Genomic DNA, 18,239 nt, shown 5'->3' with positions numbered 1-18,239 from the left:
TGCTGGGGGAGTCCTTCGTTTTCATGGGCGAGTTATAGAGTGCAGCAATCTTGCGAATTCTTTCGCTCTCATCTCGCTGTCGTTTCACAGACTATGCAAAGAGGCCTATGCAATTGGCGCGGGAATAAGTCCTGCTGAGCGCCTGTGAATTCTCTGCCTGCGAGCGTAATTGTGGCGGTTGTACTCGCCTTTTACGAAACGTAGAGGAATGCTGCAATGTGGTTTGACCTTGGCGGGAATGGTAGCCTGAAAGGGCTGTATTTAATGCGAAATCCGCATTAAACCTAGACCAAGGTTCGTGAGGCAAGTATTTCGTGACGCTACTTTATGCAGTCCTCCTCGCGGCGCTGGCAGTGATCTTGGCACCGGTAACCGTAAAGGTTATTGACCGAAAGGCAGGCTATCCACTAGCTGGCCTTTTTCTTATTGCAGCGGTCCTCATCGCCAAGGAATTTCCTGCCATTGCAGCCGGGGAGGAATTAAGTTTCCACGCCACTTGGGTGCGTGATTTCATCGCACCAGGCGTCGACGTAAGTTTTGCTCTCCGCGGGGACGCGTTGAGCATCTTCTTCGCTATGTTGGCACTGGTCATTGGCGCCGTCGTTTTCACTTATTCGGCGGCCTATCTGCCCAAGAATGAGGGCAACACCAGCTTTTATACCTTGATGACAGCGTTCACGCTGTCCATCTTGTTGCTGGTTCTGGCCAACGACGTGGTGGTTTTGTTCCTTGCCTGGGAGCTAGTCTCCTTGGCTTCGTTTATGTTGATCGCTCGCTCCGGTTCCGGCGGCGAGGCTGGTTCGCAGCGCACCTTAATCCTGACCTTTATTGGCGGATTGACCCTGCTGACTGGCTTGGGTATTGCCGCGACGGTGACCGGATCGACTACCGTATCTGCCATCTTGGCGTCCCCTGTATGGACGGAACGCCCAGGGGTAACGGCAGCCGTAGCCGTGTTGATTGCGGCGTCCGCCTTTACCAAGGCGGCGCAGTTCCCATTCCATTTCTGGTTGCCAGAGGCTATGGCCGCCGCCACGCCGGTATCGGCTTTCCTTCACGCGGCAGCGGTGGTCAAGGCCGGTGTGTACCTGCTTATTCGCTTTTCCACCATCTTCCACGATGTGGCGGTGTGGAATTGGTTGCTCATCGTCGTAGGCATGGGCACCGCGGTCATGTCCGCGGTATTTGCAGTGCAGAAGACGGATCTGAAAAAGCTTACGGCCTATTCCACCGTCTCCCATCTGGGCTGGATCGTTGCCACCATCGGTGTGGGCACCCCGTTCGCTATCGCCGCAGCGCTGGTCCACACTCTGGCGCACGCGCTGTTTAAGTCCTCGCTGTTTATGCTCATTGGCGTCATCGACCACGAGGCTGGGTCGCGCGATATTCGCCGCCTTGGACCGCTGTGGAATAAGATGCCGTGGACCTTCGGTTCCGTAGTAATCGGTGCAGCCTCGATGGCTGCGGTGCCACCGCTTTTGGGCTTTGTGTCCAAGGAAGGAATGCTTACCGCGTTTGAAGACGCCCCGATTGGCGGCGCGGGCCAGGTAATCCTTCTCATCGTTGCCGGTATCGGTGCTTTCTTTACCTTTACTTACTCCGCAAAGATTGTCTTCGGCGCCTTCTTTGACGGACCTCGCGACATGGGAGATGTCCATGAAGCACCAGTGTCGCTGTGGCTACCTGCAGCTTTGCCGGGCTTTATGTCTCTGCCGCTGGTATTTGTGCTCGGGCTCTTTGATGCCCCGATCGATGATGCAGTGGCTGCCGTGGGATTGGAGCATCATTCGCACCTTGCCCTCTGGCACGGGCTCAACGTTCCTTTCCTTATCTCGCTAGTGGTCCTCATCCTCGGCATTGCCGGTATCTTTGCCCGCAAGAAGATGTGGGCAAGCTTTGAAGCCCACGAGTTCATGCCGCGTAGCGGCAATGATTTGCTGTACTCCTTGATGAAGGGCTGCTCCCAGTTGGGGCGCGTCTTGGGCAAGATGTCCGACTCGCATAATCCATCCCGCCACATGCTGCCGATTGTCATTTTGATCATCGTGCTGGTTGCCACCACCCTCATCCGCGATGGCGTCGACGGGGTAGCACTGCAGCCACGGGTGGATGGTTTGGATAACCCATGGGACCTGCTGCCACTGGGCATCATCGCCCTAGCGATGTTTGGACTAGTGCGCACCCAGAACCGCTTGACGGGTGCCATCATGATTGGCATTGCCGGCTCGGGCGTGACCCTGCAGATGTTCCTGCTGGGCGCACCTGACGTGGCGCTGACCCAGTTTATGGTGGAGGCCCTGTCCGTCATCGTCATGATGATGGTGCTGCGCTACCTGCCAGAAACCTTCCATCCGGTGAAGAACAAATCCCGCAAGACCGGCTCCATCGTCATTGCGGTCTTGGCCGGTGTGGCTGCGTTCCTGGGCGTGTGGGGACTCATGGGCCGCCACGAGCGCTCCGATTTGGCCATGTGGTACCTGGACAATGCTCCGGATATCACCGGCGGCGACAATGTTGTCGCTACTATCATCGTGGAATTCCGTGCACTCGATACCTTGGGCGAGCTTTCCGTTCTGGGTATGGCTGCGGTGGTTATTGCAGCCATCACTACGACGTTGCCGCGATTCCCGTTCAAGTCGGGTACACGCCCAGCACCGTTTGGCCAGTCCCAGCTGAACTCCGTGCCATTGCGCAAGGGCGTGCACGTTGTTGTCCCGCTGTTGGTCATTATGTCCGTCATCGTTTTCTTCCGCGGGCACAATGCCTCCGGTGGTGGCTTCCCCGCAGCGCTGATCATGGGCGCGGCAATCGGGCTTATCTATCTGTCCCGTGGCTCCGATGAGATTGTTTTCGGCCGCATGACTCCGATTCACCTGACCGGTATTGGCATCATAACCGCCTTGATCGCCGGCTTTGTGGGTTACTTGCACCACGGCTTTGGCAATGGTGGCTTCTTGGCTGCAATTCATGCCGAGGCCTTTGGCCAACACTGGACCACCTCGCTCATCTTCGACTTGGGCATCTACCTAGCCGTGCTGGGTATGTTGACCATGGCGATTAACGCATTGGGTGGCTACCTGCGCCCAGGCACGGAGCGTGACTTCTTGCCATGGGTTCATGATGATGATTCCGCGCTGCCGACGACTCCACGCATTGCGCTTGAAGACATCGACGATCCGTACCCAGACCCGATCAACCCTTCGACCGATCCGTTGGCCTTGCTGACGCCTTCGGAAGCAAAGACGAAGAGGAAGAATAAGCGCTCCGCGGCTATCCGGGGAGGGGAGAAGTAATGATCCTTGCATTGACTATTGCTTTGCTCATCGGCAGTGCTGTCTATCTCATTCAGCAGCGCGGCCTGGTACGCATCGTGCTGGGCATGATGGCCTTTGGCCACGGTGCCAACCTGATGCTGCTGGCTACGGGCGTGTATTCCTACCGTGGAGAGTCCTTCCCGTCCCAGGTTCCGCACGATCAGATGGCCGACCCGCTGCCGCAGGCCTTTGTGCTGACCGCCGTCGTTATTTCCATGGCAACCTCGACCATCTTGTTGACGATGGCGGCCATGGGCAAGAACGACGACACCGACGTGGTGGAGCCGGTTGATGACAACACCATCGACCATGCCTTTTCGACCTTGGGTCGAGACGCCCAAAATCGCCAAATTTTGGAAGAGTCCACCAATCAGCTGGACCGAATCGGTCAGGTGGACCACAACACTCCCGTTGCAGAACGCGGGGCAACTCAACAGAAGGAGGATGACAAATAATGGCTGATGCTGTAGCTCAACTCCTTCCGCTATTTCCAGCGGTCCCGCTGATTGCAGCGGCCTTCGCGCTGCTAGCACCGTGGCGTGCGGTGCGCGATTCCATCATGCTTATCATCCCGGGCGTTGGAATTTTCGCCGGCTTGGGCCTGCTCATCTACACCATGAACAATGGGGTAGTAGCCCATACCGTTGGCCTCTACCAAGGCAATGTGGGTATCCCGTTTGCGGCCGATGCCTTCTCCGCGTTGATGATCATTACTACGATGATCGTCGCGTTTGGTGCCAACTGGTTTGCCATTGTGGGCGGAGAGACTAAGTCTCGCTACTATCCTTCGCTCACCCTGATCTTGATCACTGGTGTGTGCGGCGCATTGCTCACCGCCGACCTCTTTAACTTCTTCGTCTTTATTGAGGTCATGCTTTTGCCGTCCTATGGCCTTATCACCATGTCTGGTACGTGGTCGCGCTTGGCAGCCGGCCGTGCCTTCGTCTTGGTTAACCTTTTCGCCTCCACCTTGTTGGTTGTTGGCGTGGGTTATATGTATTCGGTTACCGGTGCGGTTAACCTGGGCGCGCTGAAGGGCGCAGCGGCAGGCAATGGGCCGGTGACCGTGGCAGCAGGCTTGATCCTCATTGCGATTACCGCCAAGGCCGGCGTGTTCCCCGTGCAGTCGTGGCTGCCACGCACCTACCCAGGGACCTCGGCCGCGGTGATGGGCCTGTTTTCCGGCCTGCACACCAAAGTGGCCGTCTACATGCTCTACCGCCTCTACGTGCAGCTATTCGATCTGGAACAGCGCTGGAATGTGATGATCATTGTCATCATGATTATTTCCATGATGATCGGTGCCTTCGGCGGCCTAGCGGAAAATTCCATTCGCCGCGTCCTCGGCTACCAGATGCTCAACGGCATGCCTTTCATTTTGGTCATGCTTGCGTTCACCTCTGATGACCCACGTCGTGCACTGGCAGCTGGCATCATGTACACGATTCACCACATGCTGACCGTTGGTTCGCTGATTTTGGCTTCTGGTGCCATTGAGGAAACCTACGGCACAGGCTTGCTCAGCAAGCTTTCCGGCCTTGCTCGCCGCGACCCCATCATCGCCTGGATCTTCGCTGCCGGTGCATTCTCCGTCGTGGGCTTCCCACCGTTCTCGGGAATGTGGGGCAAGCTGATGATTGTCTTCGAGATTGCCCGCGTGGGCGGTGCTTGGGCCTGGATTGCTATCGCGGCCATCATCATCGCTTCCTTCGCTGCCTTCTTGGCCATGCTGCGCGTGTGGCGCAAGGTCTTTTGGGGCAAGGGCCTGCCGGAGGACAAGGTCCCAGATGAATTGGTCATCCGCAAAAAGCTCATGGCCCCATCCGCGGCTCTCATCCTTGGTTCGCTGTGCATGTTCATCTTCTCCGGCATCGTCCTCGATGTCGTGGATTCTGCAGCGGAGCAGCTGCTGGATACTAACGCATATACTGAAACCGTCTTGGGAGATGAGCCGATTGCCGTTCCCAATATCGATGAAATCCAGGAGGGCCGTTAAATGAACGCAATTGTGTATGCATTGTGGCTCATCAAGGAGATTTTCGTCGCCGGCATTAGCTTGGCACTGGCGGCCTTCAAACCGGATAACGAATATAACCCGGTTATCATTCGTTACCCACTGCGCGTGACTAGCGCCTGGGAGATCTTCTGGTTTACGTCCTCCATTACCGCAACCCCGGGCACGCTCTCGCTCGGTTTGCGTGAACCGCCCCGCAAGGGTCTGCCCCGCATCGTGCTGGTACAGGCCGTCCAAGGATCCGACCCAGCGGGGATCGTCGCTGATCTTGCTGATATGGAACAGCGCCTCGCCCCGCGGGTTAAGGACATCGATTACGGCGTCCCGGGTCAAGGGGAGACTACAGAATTGGATGAGGCTTTCTACGAGTATCCGCTCGAGTCCGTCGGTCGTTATATGCGCTCGCCAGACTTGGCTCGGGCGGAGGACACTCCGCTTTCAGAAAGCGAAGCGGACGTCGAAAAGCCAAAGCGCCGCGCCCGCAACGTACAACGCAGAAAGGAGACCGAGCGATGATTGACTTTGCCACATTGTCCCCGTTCGGCTGGGTCGTATTTGTATGCGTATTCATCATGGGCATCGCCACGTGGTGCGGCGTGCTGCTGGCGCTTCGCACGCGCGATGAGCTCACCCGCGCCATTACCTCGGATATCGTTTTCTACGGCATGATCTGCATGTATTTAGCGTGGTCGATGACGAATAATGCCCCGATGGCGTATTACATTGCACTCCTCGGAGCCATTGCCGCCGGTGTGCTACCGACGCTATCGATGGCCCGCATCATTTCGAAGGGCAGGCGATAATCCATGGCCATTTCTGAAATTATCGCTTCGGTCCTGCTCATTATCGCTACCATCTTGGTGGTCGCTACGGTGGTGTCTCTCTGGCGCGCGCCCGATGCCCTGACCCGTGCCAACCTGCTGGGCCCCACTGTGGGACTTGCAGTACCGCTGATTATCGTGGCCAAGCTGGTCGTAGATTTTGGCCGCGATGGCTTTTCCTTGTGGCTGCTTATCCAGGCACTAATCGCCTGCTTCGGTGTTTGGATCATCGGCTCGGTAGGTTCCTTTTATCTGGGCCGTTCCATCTATGGCGTAACCGTCACCGACGTCAAGCACGCCAAGCACACCAATAAGGAAGTTCAGACCGTGCAAGCAGAGGAAGACGATATCTAGTCCTCTCCAGCTCCTTCTGGCGGCGAGCCCTTTCTGCTCCTGCGCGTAGCTGCGCGGAGAACAGAACAGCTCGCCGCTTTTCTGGTTGCACAGTGGGGTCTTCTGAACCCACCCGCACCCTGGATTCACAATGTGGAAAAGTTGCACAGCAATTGTTGTGCTCGGGCTAGAATGGGTGCACGTTATTCGGTGCTTCTAGACCCGCCCCGAAGAGATTGCAAGGAGTAACAATGAAACTCATCACGGCCATCGTTAAGCCCTTCACCCTGCCGGAAATCCGCCAGGCTTTGGAGCAGCAGGAAGTACGCGGCCTCACTGTTACAGAAAGCCAGGGCTTTGGGCAGCAACGTGGGCACAGCGAGGTATACCGAGGGGCAGAATACGCCACTGACTTCGTGCCTAAGGTCAAGCTGGAAGTTGTCGCGGCCGATGACCACGTTGAAGACATCATTAATGCCATTGTGGATGCTGCCTACACGGGCAAGATCGGCGACGGCAAGCTGTGGGTAGCCCCAGTTGAAGATGCTATTCGTGTGCGCACCGGCGAGCGCGGCGAGGCGGCACTTTAAGCCCGCATGCATACCGCCGCACAGATTCGCGCCGAGGCCCATGCCTCGGCGCTTCGTGTATTGCGCAGTCTCGAGCTTCCACCTGGAACAGCGCTCGCTGCCACCGGATCCTTTGCCCGCAATGAGATGACCCCGCACTCGGATATTGATGTCATCCTCATCTATCCGGAAGGCCACGAGCCGGATCCGACTCTGGTGGAGCAGCTGTGGTATCCCGTGTGGGATGCCAAGTACCGCCTGGATTATGCCCTGCGTACCCCACAAGAGTGCGGGGCGATTGCTGCCGAAGATGCCTCTGCCGGCTTTGCCCAGCTGGATTTGGCCTTTGTAGCAGGGCGCAAGGTTCTAGTGGATGAGGCGCGGGCGCAATTGCTCGCGGCGTGGCGGCGCCAGCTGCAGCGCGGCTTTGATGACTTTTTGGATACCGCGATTACTCGGTGGAAACGCTCGGGCGCGGTGGCAGCGATGACGAACCCGGACTTGAAGAACGGGCGCGGGGGACTGCGCGATATTCAGCTCTTGCGCGCGATGGCTTTGGGAAACCTGTGCGACTTTCCAGATTTGGACGTTGAGCAGCGGCTGCTTCTCGACGCCCGCACGCTCCTGCACGTCACAGCCCGGCGCCACCGGGACATCTTGGATCCCGAGTTCGCCGCGGATGTAGCTGCGGACTTGGGGTTTGAAAGTCGTTATGCCTTGACGGCAGCTTTGGTCAGTGCTGCGGCCACGGTCAATAAGGCGGTGGAGCGCGGCCTTGCAACCGCCCGTGGGGTGCTAGGCCGTAATGCTTCAGTGTCCGGCCGGGGCCGGCGACGCCCGCTCGATGTGGACGTCGTGGCTGAGGCCGGCTGCATTTTCCTCTCCCGCAATCCAAATGTAAAGGACCCGTGGCTGCTCACCCGCGTGGCGGCTGCCGCGGCGCGCACGGGATATATCATCGCCGAGTCCACGTGGCACCAGCTCCAAGACCTGCCCGAGCTGCCGCCACGCTGGCCGCGGGCAGCGGTGGATGATTTCTTCGCTATTTTGTCCTCCCCGCGATGCACGCCGCGCGTCATACAGGACTTGGACCGCTATGGCCTGTGGGAACGCCTAGTCCCGGAATGGGGGCATGTGCGCGGCTTGTTGCCGCGCGAGCGCAGCCACGTCAATGCGGTGGACCATCATCTCATCGCTACGGTAACGCGGTGCGCGGAGATGCGTACCTCGGTGGCTCGACCGGACTTATTGCTTTTGGCGGCGCTTTACCATGACATAGGCAAGGGCTACGGGCGCCCTCATGCCCAAGTAGGTGCGGAGATGATTACCCGCCAGGCAGCCCGTATGCGGTTGAGTGTTGCCGATAGGTCGCGCGCCCAAACCCTGGTGGCAGAGCATATTACCTTGGCGCGGTTAGCGGCGACGATGGACCCGGCTTCCGATGACGCTCGCGACGCCCTCTTGGCTGCCGCGCATTATGATCAGCTAACTATTTCCCTGTTAGCGGTGTTGGCTGAGGCTGATGCCCAATCGACCGGGCCTGGCGTGTGGACACCGCGAGTGGAGCAAGCACAGAAGCTGATCGTCGCGCGGGCACTTGAGGCGCTCAAACCACGTGTTCTCGACCGCCCTGATGTGCATGTATCGCTATCTAGCGAAGGCGTTGCGCTCAAGGTGGATTGGGAAGACCAAGAAGTCAGCGTGTCGTGGTGCGGTACCTCTCAAGGGGAGCTAAAGCGCATCTTCGCCTTGTTATCGGCTCTCGGATGGACCATCGTGCGGGCTAATATCGTTCGCGAGGAGGACGGTGCCTATAAGGCGGAGTTTTTCATCCGCACGGTGCAACAGACCCTAAAGGAGGCAGCGCAGGAGATAAGGTTTATTCAGTCCTATAACTCACGAACTTATACGGAGCTGCCGGCCATTGCTGGAGAGGTGACCACTGCGGCATTCGATGTGGGCGGCATTTTGGTCATCCGGACGGTCGAGCGCATCGGCGCTTTAGGGCACTTGGTAGAGGCATTGCCTGACTTTGTATGGCTGCGCCATGAGATTATGGGCGCGACAATGATCGTCAATGTGTACCTTGCCGGGCAGGTTTCTCGCGCTACCGTGGTGGGGAATGTGACCAGGGCCCTGGCTAGGGACTAAGATTGAATAGTTGAACTTTAGATCGATCTAAATTAAGGGAGCGCATCCGTAGTGTTTGACTCACTATCAGACCGCCTACAGTCAGCCCTGGCGGGCCTGCGCGGTAAGGGCAAACTGACCGAGGCTGATATCAATGCCACCGCTCGCGAGATCCGCCTCGCGCTGCTGGAAGCCGACGTGTCTTTGACCGTCGTCCGTGGCTTTATCAAGCGCATCAAGGAACGCGCCCGCGGCGCGGAAGTCTCTGAGGCGCTCAACCCGGCGCAGCAGGTAGTCAAGATCGTCAATGAGGAGCTCATTGAGATCCTCGGTGGCGAGACCCGCCGCCTGAACTTGGCTAAGAACCCGCCGACGGTGATCATGCTCGCCGGCCTACAGGGTGCTGGTAAAACCACCTTGGCTGGTAAGTTGGCCAAGCACCTGGCTAAGCAGGGCCATACCCCGATGCTGGTGGCCTGTGACTTGCAGCGCCCAGGCGCGGTGCAGCAGCTGCAGATCGTCGGCGAGCGCGCTGAGGTGCCGACCTTCGCACCGGATCCGGGAACCTCCCTGGACTCCAATGAGCATGAAATGGGTACCTCGCACGGTGACCCGGTGGACGTCGCCAAGCAGGGCATTGCTGAGGCTAAGCAGAAGCAGCACGATGTGGTCATCATCGATACCGCTGGCCGCTTGGGCATCGATGAGACCCTGATGACGCAGGCACGCAATATCCGCGATGCCGTCAACCCAGACGAAGTCCTTTTTGTCATCGACTCCATGATTGGCCAGGATGCCGTGCAGACGGCCGAGGCCTTCCGCGATGGCGTGGACTTTACCGGCGTTGTTCTTACCAAGCTGGACGGTGACGCCCGCGGTGGTGCGGCCCTGTCTATTCGTGAGGTCACCGGCAAGCCCATCATGTACGCCTCTACCGGTGAGAAGCTCGATGATTTCGATGTCTTCCACCCGGAGCGCATGTCCAGCCGCATTCTGGGCATGGGTGATTTGCTCTCCCTTATCGAGCAGGCTGAAGCAACCCTGGACCACCAGAAAGCTGAGGAGGCAGCCTCTAAGCTCGGCTCTGGCGAGCTGACGCTCAACGACTTCCTTGAGCAGATGCTGATGATCCGCAAGATGGGCCCCATCGGCAACCTGCTGAAGATGATGCCCGGCGGCAAGCAGATGAATGAAATGGCCGCCATGGTGGATGAAAAGCAGCTGGACCGCATCCAGGCGATCATCCGCGGTATGACGCCGCAGGAGCGCGAAGACCCGAAGATTCTCAATGCATCGCGCCGCAAGCGCATTGCTAATGGTTCTGGTGTCAGCGTTTCCGAGGTCAACCAGCTCATTGAGCGCTTCAACCAGGCTAAGAAGATGATGTCCAAGATGGCCGGCCAATTCGGCATGGGCGGCATGGGTGGTCGCTCCGCTACCAAGAAGAAGCCCAAGGGTCGCAAGGGCAAGAATGGCAAGCGAAAGAAGGGCAAAGGCGGCGGTGGCAACCGTGGCCCGAAGATGCCGGGCGGTATGCCGGGCATGGGCGGAATGCCAGGAATGCCCGGTGGCGGCGGCATGCCGTCCATGGAGGAGCTGCAAAAGCTCCAGCAGCAAATGGGCGGCGGCGGTGGCATGCCGGGTATGCCAGGTATGCCAAAGATGCCGAAGGGAATGGAAAATATCGACCTCGACAACCTGGACTTCGGCAACGGCAAGAAGTAGTGTTCCCCAGCCTTAAGACATAAAGAAGGAGGCTTCCGCGTTGCTGCGGGAGCCTCCTTTTTTGTGCGGCTTGCCGACGCCGCCCTAAGCCCCAGCGCGCCTTTGCATGAGGCGCCTTCGTTTTCGGGGCTTGAGCACGACCGAGCTATGGCCTAGACGGCATCGTCTTGTGCGGCGTTGGGGTAGGGGACTGGGTTGGCATGTTGCTTGCCGGCGTCGGTAGGCGCTGCGGGCGCTTGCTCCACGGCTCCTGCAGCCTGCTCCGGTGGAATATCAGGGGCTTCCTGCTGGACTTTTTCCCCGTTGAGGAAGGGCTTTAGGGCCTCGCGGATCATCGGCATTGCTGATTCCGCAAAAGCATTGGTGATGTGGTGCATGTCGCGGTAGACCATCGTATTGCCGATGATGACTGGGCAGTCACCATTGGCATCGCAGAACCACGGAGCGGTATCAATCGAGAGCATATTTTGGTACTTCGACAACACGACTGCACCGGGATCATAAGGCTGGTAGACCTGCTCAAAGCGCATGCCGCAGCCGTAGGCATCTTCGGTAGCGACGTAGCACTCATCAAACTCGCGTGGACGGCCTTCTTCATCAAAGCCCCACGGGTTATCGCGGAAGCCCAAGAAGGGAATATCGCGTTCGGCCAATTCATCCCAGAATGCCTGGTAGCCGGCGGGCACTGCATCGGGGCCGGTGCCATATTCATTTTGCGGGCGCGTGGTATTCGAGATAACCAAGGCTGGGTTCGCTTCTTCGATGCGTTCCATGACCAGCTTGCCCCACTCGGCGCACTCTGGGGTCACGGTGACATCGTCACCCAATTCAATCGGGCAGCCCTGGCGCAGCAGTGGAACTAGCTTAAAGCCCATTTCCTTGCCTAAGCGGTCCAGCGGGGCAGAATACTGCTCCGCGTGGGAACCGCCCACCAAATAGACTTCCTTCTCTGCGTTGAGGTCACCGAAAATGCAGGGGGTCTTTCCGTCCTTGCGGGTTTCGAAGAAGAAGTCAGCAGGCTGGCTATCTGGTACGAAGCACCAATTTGTCGCTACTGGTGGCTGGATTCCGCCGGCCAGAATCGGATCAGGCTTGACCTCCACGTTATCCGGCGGGGTGATGTCGTTGATGAACGTCGTTGCGCCGGGGTAGAGGGCAGGGTCCAAAAGCTCTGCATCAGCATCATCAAGGGTGCGCATCCACAGTGGCTGGACAGCCAAGAGGCCGACAACGGCCGCGGCGACTACAACACCACCCACACCGCGGGCGGCACCGGCGGGTTTCTGCAAGGTCGACAGGCCCTTGCGTACCGGCAGATCCTCGGCCGTGGGGCGCTTGCGATGCTGGCGCAGGGGCTTCTCCAAAAAGCGGTGCGTGAGGTCTGCCAACAACAGCGAAATGGCGATAATGATGACGCCCAACCACCACGACGGGGTTTCTTGACCCAGGTAGGACGTGGACAAAATAAGCAATGGCCAGTGCCACAGGTAGAGCGGGTAGGCTACATCGCCCAGCCAGCGCGCCTGCTTGGAAGCCATTGCCTTGGAAATCTTGCCACCGCCGCCCAAGATAATGAGCACGGCGCCGCCTAGTGGCAAAAGGGAAAGCGGGCCAGGATACGCAGTGGTATCCGCGATGATGGCACCGGTAAAGACGAGCATCAAAAGGCCCAGACCAGTAAAGAGGTCATAGAGGCGGGCCGGAATCTTCCAGGAGGAACCGTAGATAGCCAGGACCGCGCCCAAGGTTAACTCCCAAGCGCGCGACCAGGTGGAGTAGTAGTTCTCCGGAGTTCCGTAGAGGCCGTGGCGCGAAGCATAGGCAAAAGAAGCAATCGTGACCACGATGAGGATTGGGCCAGCAATCTGGTTGACCTTGGGGAAGCTGCGCTTGCCCAAGGGCTGTTGCTTCGGCCGGAACTTCATGATGGCAGCCAAGATGAGCGCAAAGGCAATGCCCATGATGTAGAACTGGCCCTGCACGGCCATGGACCACATGTGCTGCAGCGGTGAGGTATCAGCTGCGGCCGCTGTGTAGTCGGCGTTTTGTTCCGCTAGCTCCCAGTTCTGGTAATACAGCATGGTGGCTGTGATTTGTTGGGTGAGCTCGGTGCGCATGAGCTGCGGGGTGAAAATGCGCACTAGAATGTAGGTCACGCCGATGACCAAAACCAAGCTTGGTACCAGGCGCCGCAAGGTGCGCCAGATGGGCCACCATGGGTTCAGCGAGGCGTTGGGCTTGCTCGCGTAGCGCAGCTGGGAGCCCAAGAAGAAGTAGCCGGATAGCAGCAGGAATACGTCGACGCCGCCGGATACGCGTCCGACGAATACGTGGTAGATAACTACTAGGCCGATGGCAATACCGCGCAGACCATCAAGGTCATAGCGGTACCGGAAATTTCGCGGTGATTCTTTAGTCATAAACTGTCTTTTCGTGCGCCTATGCCTAGATGGTGGGGCGGAAGGCGCGCCATACATATGAAACGAAATGTCTATATTCGGCCCTTAAGGGTACTCTGCTTCACTATCGCAGGCATAACGAACCTGCGTGCGTGGCGTAGTAATTTTTGAAAATGCAGCTACTCGCGCTAAAATATCCTAGGTTATTTACTCGGATATTCTGAGCTAGATAAACTGAAGAACGTAATATTCTGCGTAGCACCGTTCCCGTCTACGGTCGGCCGGTATGTCACGCGCAGATAAAATCCAAGGGTTGAACCGGCGCACAACCTAGTGCGCGTCTGTACTGCCCAGTGACTAGTAAAGGAGCCAACATGGCTGTCAAGATCAAGCTTCAGCGCCTGGGCAAGGTCCGCGCTGCTGAGTACCGCGTTGTTATTGCTGATGCCCGCACCCGTCGTAACGGCAAGGTCATCGAGAACATCGGCATCTACCACCCGAAGGAAGAGCCTTCCCTCATCCAGATCGACTCCGAGCGTGCACAGCACTGGCTGTCCGTTGGCGCACAGCCAACCGAGCCGGTTCTCGCTCTGCTGAAGGTCACCGGTGACTGGCAGAAGCACAAGGGTCTGCCGGGTGCAGAGGGCACCCTGAAGGTTGCTGAGGAGAAGAAGTCCAAGCTGGAGATCTTCAACGAGGCACTGGCTGAGGCCAACAACGGCCCGACCATCGAGGCCATCACCGAAAAGAAGAAGAAGGCCAAGGAAGAGGCTGAGAAGAAGGCTGCTGAGGAAGCTGCTGCTGCAGAGGCTGCCGCTGCTGCCGCCGGCGAAGCTGACGCTGAGGCCGAGGAGAAGGCTGAGGAAGCTTCTGAGGAGTCCGCAGAGTAATCTGCCTCCCTTGCTAAACGCATAGTGCTTTAGCTCCGGGCCCCGCCGCTACGATCACTGGTCGTAGTAGCGGGGCCTTTATAGTTGGCGGAAGAACGCCGGAACACGATAGCGACCGCGCATGCTAGTCCTTGACGGGGCTGCGTGCGCGGTCGCTACTGGCAGTGACACGCTAGGAAACGTGCGTCATCCATGTCGGGGATTTGCAAGTTCGCCCTTAGTTCTGTGGTTTGTAGTTGGGGTAGCGGCTGTAGACGTTAGAGGGATCCTTAAAGTCCATACCGCGCAGGGCGCCTGCAACAACCGGTGTGAAAAGCTCGAGAATCTGCTCGCGTGGAAGCCGGGACAAAGGGCCGTCGATGGCAAGTACGGTAAATCCATGAATGGCCGACCAAGCCAACAGGGCATTCTGCATGAAATACGTGGCGTCAGTGGTGTTGTCCAGCGCTTCCGCGTGGCGGGACAACAGGGCGAAGAAATCGCGAATCTGCTGTAGGTGATCCATCTTCGGATCATCTTCCGTATTGGGATCTACGCCAAGCATGAAACGCAGCGCCTTCCACTCCAGCATGCAGCGGAAGAAATTGGTTTCATCTAGGGCAAACTCGAGGTAAGCGTAGCCGATTTGCATCAGGTGTTCTGGAAAATCTAGGCCCACTGCTGTCTCGGTAGTCTCGTGTAAACGCCGGACCAACTCATCGGTGGCAAGTTCAGCGACCTTATCGTGCAGTTCTTCTTGGTCCTTGAAATGGCGGTATGCAGAGGTAGGGGACACTCCTGCTTCGCGGGTTACCGCACGGACGGTGATGGCATCGGGGCCACTCCTTTTGCCCAGTTGAACCGCGATACGGAGCAGCTCATCGTGGAGGTTTCTATGATGGTAGGGCTTATTGTGCGTTTCCATAAAAGTCATTTTATCAACAAAACCTATGTACGTATAAATTATTTGGTCAGCATGGTGAGCAGCAAAATTGCGGGGGTGGAAGGGTTGCCGCTCTCGCTTGTGGCCTCGACTTTATGCACCTCATATGCAGGAAGGTGCACGATAGAGCCGGGGGTGAGCGTGATGGTTTCATTGCCATAGCTGAAGTCAAGCTCACCGCGCAGCGCCTGCACGGTGATGGGATGTGCGGCCTTGTGATCGGGCAGAGACTGTCCTGGTGCGAAGCTAAAGAGAATGAGGTTGGCACCATCAGCGCTTAAGACGCGCTGTACGCCCGGGCGCGGGCGGTGCGGATCGGTATCAGGCGCGATGTCCAGCAGGTTTAGCGCGGACATGACGGAATCCTCACTTGAGTGAGAAGCCGCGCCAAACGTGTCCGGGGAGTTGGTCGGTAGATCGCTCATGAGCCCACTTTAACGACAATAAGACTCAAATTCTGGGTTTGCTTTCCAAAGCGCCAAAATTCATGACTGACAAGGGCAAAGAGGTCTGTGTTGTAGACTTTCCGCTATGGAATTGATGATTGGTCGCGTGATTAAATCGCACGGCGTGAAAGGTGAAGTCGTAGTCGAGGCCACTACGGATGAACCGGAGGTGCGCTTTGCGGTAGGGGAAGTTCTTCAGGGGACGCAGGGTAAGAAGGAGCACACACTAACTATCAAGGCGGTCCGGAGCCATAAGGGAAGGCTGCTCGTTACCTTTGAAGAGATCAAAGACCGAACAGTGGCGGATAGCCTACGTGGTACCAAGTTCTTTGCCGCTCCGCTCGACAGTGATGATGATGGCTTTTATGACCACGAGCTGGAAGGGCTTCGCGTACTTCTGGCGGGCGAGGAGATCGGTGAGGTCACATCGGTCATCCACGGCGGAAGTCAAGATTTGTTGGAGGTAAAACTCGACAACAGCAAGGAGGCGCTCATTCCCTTCGTGCATGCCATTGTTCCTGAGGCGAACCTAGAGGCTGGAACGTGCACCATCGATCCGCCGGAAGGACTGCTTGACCTATGAGGCTTGACGTCATCACCATTTTTCCGGAGTACCTGGACCCGTTGCGGCATGCGCTTTTGGGCAAGGCCATTGAACAAGGTCGCCTTGAAGTAGGTGTGCACGATCTGCGGCAGTGGGCTACGGATGCGCATAAGTCTGTCGATGACTCGCCGTTCGGTGGTGGCCCCGGCATGGTTATGAAGCCAGACGTTTGGGGGCCGGCGCTCGATAGCGTCGCCACGCGGGAAAGTGCGCCCAATCTAGAGTCTGCGTTGCCACACCTAAACCGTCCGCGCCACGATGAATTAGAAGGGGTTGAGGCGCAAGCCTATGCGGTTGATGCCACGGCCGATGAGGATAGCGACCTCCCACTGCTTATCGTGCCGACGCCAACCGGAAAACCGTTTAGCCAAGCAGATGCGCGGGCGTGGTCCAATGAGGGGCACATTGTTTTTGCCTGCGGGCGTTATGAGGGCATCGATCAGCGCGTGGTGGATGACGCCGCTCGACGCTACCGCGTGCGCGAGGTTTCCATCGGCGATTATGTGTTGATCGGTGGGGAAGTGGCAACGTTGGTGATTGCTGAGGCAGTAGTGCGACTCATCCCCGGCGTGCTGGGAAATAAGCGCTCTCATGAGGAAGATTCTTTTTCTGATGGTCTCTTGGAAGGCCCGAGCTATACCAAGCCGCGAGAGTGGCGTGGCCTAGCCGTGCCGGAGGTGCTCACCTCGGGAAACCACGGGTTGGTAGACAAATGGCGGAGGGAACAGGCATTGCTGCGCACGTGGCAACGCCGTCCCGAACTTTTGGAGGCGGCTGAGCTCGATAAGGACGACAAGGCCTTCATCGCGCAGTTGGAACAAGAAGCCAACACCCAGGGTGAAGGCTAATGGAGGTAAGCGCTGACCTCTCGGTACTCTTAGTAACCCAGGAGTGGGCGAAAAGCCTCGAAGCATTGCCAGAGGAGCTGCGTGCACGGGGCTTTGAGCCGCTAAGTATTTTCACTCTCCAGGTAGCGGAGGAAACCTCGGAAAGCAGCCCGCTAGCGCAGGAGTATCGCTTCAAGAGCGGTCAGTGGCCACAAGGAATACCGGTGTGGCGGCTCATCGTAAACGGAGAGACCACGCAGCCCCTGGCCACTGTGGCTTCCTCGGTAGCAGACTGCTTGCCGCCGGCAGCCTCGTGGGTAGGCAGTGCGGAAATCGGTTTTACGGAGATGGGGCTTGGTGCCCCGGCGGTGTGGCGGGCGGATTCTGGGTTATAAGCGGAATCTGGACAATTATTTAGCGCTTTTTCATGCCTAAACTGCAGCGCATATGCCTTCTAAGGTTATAGTGAAGGGGACATTCCCTCTAGATTCCTATTCCCAAGGTGGTCCCTGAATTATGACGGCTCCCAATGGCAATAACTATGGTGGATATAACCAGCAGCCGCCTCAGTACAATCAGCAGTATTATTCCCAGCCGCAGCAAAGCGGTGGCGTAGGCGGCGCCACCATCGCGGCAATTATCGCAGCAATTGTGGCGGTCATCGCGGTGGCCGCCATGGTCATCATGTTCGTGACCAATAACAAGGATGATGCATCGACTAGCGCGGCCGCCGATAGTCAATTCCAGCAGGCTGATGCCAATAGCGGCTCCGGCTCCGGATCTAGCAAGCACTCCGGTTCCTCGTCCAAGGACGATGCTGAGGATGAGGATGAAGATTCCAGCCCGGTCACGGTGACCAAGACTAAGGATGCTCCAGCTCCAGCGCCGGCACAGGCAGCGTCTTCTGGCAGCAGCAATGGGCACTCTTGGAGTGACTTCACTAGCTACTATCCAGCTACCAGCAAAACCTCCAGCGGTTTTGCCAGCAACGTCTATACCGCGTTTATGAATAACTGGGTCGCCGGCGGCGGCACCGGCGCTACCTTGAGCGTCTACTCGCCGGCCACCGGTGGTACCTACACCATGTACTGCTCCGGTAGCTCTTCGCGCGTTTCCTGCTCCGGCGGCGATAACGCCCGCGTGGTTATCTACTAAGAGCGCGCCGCAGCAACCTCCTTTCCCTTACTGGGAAAGGAGGTTTTGTGCGTCTAGGGGGCGTCGGCAAGCGAAGGCAGTGGAGGGGCC

17 protein-coding genes are annotated in these 18,239 nt (G+C 57.9%); 14 read left to right on the top strand and 3 right to left on the bottom strand.

Going from position 1 to position 18,239, the window contains the following annotated elements:
- The first annotated feature begins 314 nt into the window (after positions 1–314).
- The 9 genes from MHX61_RS04500 to ffh all read left to right on the top strand — a co-directional run bounded on the left by MHX61_RS04500 (position 315) and on the right by ffh (position 10,906).
- Positions 315–3,293, top strand: coding sequence for a DUF4040 family protein (locus MHX61_RS04500; protein WP_239193126.1), 2,979 nt, complete (start codon positions 315–317; stop codon positions 3,291–3,293).
- Positions 3,293–3,769 carry a sodium:proton antiporter gene (locus MHX61_RS04495; protein ID WP_005325274.1) on the top strand — a complete coding sequence of 159 codons (477 nt, stop codon included), beginning with the start codon at positions 3,293–3,295 and terminating at the stop codon, positions 3,767–3,769. Before MHX61_RS04500 ends, MHX61_RS04495 begins: the two co-directional genes overlap by 1 nt.
- Positions 3,769–5,310 carry a monovalent cation/H+ antiporter subunit D family protein gene (locus MHX61_RS04490; RefSeq protein WP_204608481.1) on the top strand — a complete coding sequence of 514 codons (1,542 nt, stop codon included), beginning with the start codon at positions 3,769–3,771 and terminating at the stop codon, positions 5,308–5,310. The genes MHX61_RS04495 and MHX61_RS04490 overlap by 1 nt, the downstream gene beginning before the upstream one ends.
- Positions 5,311–5,844 (top strand): monovalent cation/H+ antiporter subunit E, encoded by a 534-nt coding sequence (locus tag MHX61_RS04485; RefSeq protein WP_005325271.1) that lies wholly within the window; start codon positions 5,311–5,313, stop codon positions 5,842–5,844. It abuts the gene before it with no gap.
- On the top strand, positions 5,841–6,131 hold the full coding sequence (locus MHX61_RS04480) for a cation:proton antiporter (RefSeq protein ID WP_005328765.1): 291 nt from the start codon (positions 5,841–5,843) through the stop codon (positions 6,129–6,131). Before MHX61_RS04485 ends, MHX61_RS04480 begins: the two co-directional genes overlap by 4 nt.
- Before the next feature lie 3 nt (positions 6,132–6,134).
- Entirely contained in the window at positions 6,135–6,503 is a 369-nt protein-coding gene (locus MHX61_RS04475) for a Na+/H+ antiporter subunit G (protein ID WP_239193124.1), read from the top strand.
- 230 nt (positions 6,504–6,733) lie between these two features.
- The gene (locus MHX61_RS04470) at positions 6,734–7,072 is read left to right on the top strand and encodes a P-II family nitrogen regulator (protein ID WP_239193122.1); all 339 of its coding nucleotides are present in this window, start codon (positions 6,734–6,736) and stop codon (positions 7,070–7,072) included.
- Positions 7,073–7,078: 6 nt separating this feature from the next.
- Positions 7,079–9,202, top strand: a complete 2,124-nt coding sequence (locus tag MHX61_RS04465; RefSeq protein ID WP_239193120.1) for a [protein-PII] uridylyltransferase — start codon at positions 7,079–7,081, stop codon at positions 9,200–9,202.
- Positions 9,203–9,253: 51 nt separating this feature from the next.
- Positions 9,254–10,906, top strand: a complete 1,653-nt coding sequence (gene ffh / locus MHX61_RS04460; RefSeq protein ID WP_239193118.1) for a signal recognition particle protein — start codon at positions 9,254–9,256, stop codon at positions 10,904–10,906.
- 152 nt (positions 10,907–11,058) lie between these two features.
- On the opposite strand, the gene MHX61_RS04455 is transcribed toward ffh, so the two are convergent.
- A complete protein-coding gene (locus tag MHX61_RS04455) occupies positions 11,059–13,326 on the bottom strand; it encodes an acyltransferase family protein (RefSeq protein WP_239193116.1) in 2,268 nt (755 codons plus the stop codon).
- Positions 13,327–13,679: 353 nt separating this feature from the next.
- On the opposite strand from MHX61_RS04455, the gene rpsP reads away from it, so the two are divergent.
- Positions 13,680–14,195 carry a 30S ribosomal protein S16 gene (gene rpsP, locus MHX61_RS04450; protein ID WP_005325261.1) on the top strand — a complete coding sequence of 172 codons (516 nt, stop codon included), beginning with the start codon at positions 13,680–13,682 and terminating at the stop codon, positions 14,193–14,195.
- 217 nt (positions 14,196–14,412) lie between these two features.
- Here rpsP and MHX61_RS04445 read toward each other — a convergent pair whose 3' ends face one another.
- Together MHX61_RS04445 and MHX61_RS04440 are read right to left on the bottom strand one after the other, a co-directional pair.
- Entirely contained in the window at positions 14,413–15,099 is a 687-nt protein-coding gene (locus MHX61_RS04445) for a TetR/AcrR family transcriptional regulator (protein ID WP_239193114.1), read from the bottom strand.
- A gap of 38 nt (positions 15,100–15,137) precedes the next feature.
- Entirely contained in the window at positions 15,138–15,542 is a 405-nt protein-coding gene (locus MHX61_RS04440) for a cupin domain-containing protein (protein ID WP_239193113.1), read from the bottom strand.
- A 106-nt stretch (positions 15,543–15,648) separates the two neighbouring features.
- Between MHX61_RS04440 and rimM the strand changes: the two genes are divergently transcribed.
- From rimM to MHX61_RS04420, 4 genes are all read left to right on the top strand, one after another.
- Complete coding sequence (gene rimM, locus MHX61_RS04435) at positions 15,649–16,146, top strand: ribosome maturation factor RimM (RefSeq protein WP_239193112.1); 498 nt, start codon at positions 15,649–15,651, stop codon at positions 16,144–16,146.
- Positions 16,143–17,015, top strand: a complete 873-nt coding sequence (gene trmD / locus MHX61_RS04430; protein ID WP_239193111.1) for a tRNA (guanosine(37)-N1)-methyltransferase TrmD — start codon at positions 16,143–16,145, stop codon at positions 17,013–17,015. Before rimM ends, trmD begins: the two co-directional genes overlap by 4 nt.
- Entirely contained in the window at positions 17,015–17,389 is a 375-nt protein-coding gene (locus MHX61_RS04425; RefSeq protein ID WP_239193110.1) for a hypothetical protein, read from the top strand. Before trmD ends, MHX61_RS04425 begins: the two co-directional genes overlap by 1 nt.
- A gap of 121 nt (positions 17,390–17,510) precedes the next feature.
- Entirely contained in the window at positions 17,511–18,149 is a 639-nt protein-coding gene (locus MHX61_RS04420) for a hypothetical protein (protein ID WP_239193109.1), read from the top strand.
- The last annotated feature ends 90 nt before the right edge of the window (positions 18,150–18,239 follow it).

Origin of the sequence: Corynebacterium sp. ACRPF, from assembly GCF_022347395.1 — a bacterium.
In the GTDB taxonomy this organism is placed as follows: Bacteria; Actinomycetota; Actinomycetes; order Mycobacteriales; family Mycobacteriaceae; genus Corynebacterium; species Corynebacterium tuberculostearicum_D.
The sequence above is the reverse complement of the archived record's forward strand: the minus strand, read 5'-3'. Positions and strand labels throughout refer to the sequence as shown.

Excerpts from the sequence above, each read along its gene's own strand:
- trmD (WP_239193111.1), top strand. The coding sequence starts at position 16,143 with ATGAGGCTTGACGTCATCACCATTTTTCCGGAGTACCTGGACCCGTTG.
- MHX61_RS04485 (WP_005325271.1), top strand. The coding sequence starts at position 5,311 with ATGAACGCAATTGTGTATGCATTGTGGCTCATCAAGGAGATTTTCGTC.
- MHX61_RS04420 (WP_239193109.1), top strand. The coding sequence starts at position 17,511 with ATGACGGCTCCCAATGGCAATAACTATGGTGGATATAACCAGCAGCCG.
- MHX61_RS04440 (WP_239193113.1), bottom strand. The coding sequence starts at position 15,542 with ATGAGCGATCTACCGACCAACTCCCCGGACACGTTTGGCGCGGCTTCT.
- MHX61_RS04445 (WP_239193114.1), bottom strand. The coding sequence starts at position 15,099 with ATGGAAACGCACAATAAGCCCTACCATCATAGAAACCTCCACGATGAG.
- MHX61_RS04490 (WP_204608481.1), top strand. The coding sequence starts at position 3,769 with ATGGCTGATGCTGTAGCTCAACTCCTTCCGCTATTTCCAGCGGTCCCG.
- MHX61_RS04495 (WP_005325274.1), top strand. The coding sequence starts at position 3,293 with ATGATCCTTGCATTGACTATTGCTTTGCTCATCGGCAGTGCTGTCTAT.
- MHX61_RS04455 (WP_239193116.1), bottom strand. The coding sequence starts at position 13,326 with ATGACTAAAGAATCACCGCGAAATTTCCGGTACCGCTATGACCTTGAT.
- rpsP (WP_005325261.1), top strand. The coding sequence starts at position 13,680 with ATGGCTGTCAAGATCAAGCTTCAGCGCCTGGGCAAGGTCCGCGCTGCT.
- rimM (WP_239193112.1), top strand. The coding sequence starts at position 15,649 with ATGGAATTGATGATTGGTCGCGTGATTAAATCGCACGGCGTGAAAGGT.
- MHX61_RS04480 (WP_005328765.1), top strand. The coding sequence starts at position 5,841 with ATGATTGACTTTGCCACATTGTCCCCGTTCGGCTGGGTCGTATTTGTA.
- MHX61_RS04425 (WP_239193110.1), top strand. The coding sequence starts at position 17,015 with ATGGAGGTAAGCGCTGACCTCTCGGTACTCTTAGTAACCCAGGAGTGG.
- MHX61_RS04475 (WP_239193124.1), top strand. The coding sequence starts at position 6,135 with ATGGCCATTTCTGAAATTATCGCTTCGGTCCTGCTCATTATCGCTACC.
- MHX61_RS04465 (WP_239193120.1), top strand. The coding sequence starts at position 7,079 with ATGCATACCGCCGCACAGATTCGCGCCGAGGCCCATGCCTCGGCGCTT.
- MHX61_RS04470 (WP_239193122.1), top strand. The coding sequence starts at position 6,734 with ATGAAACTCATCACGGCCATCGTTAAGCCCTTCACCCTGCCGGAAATC.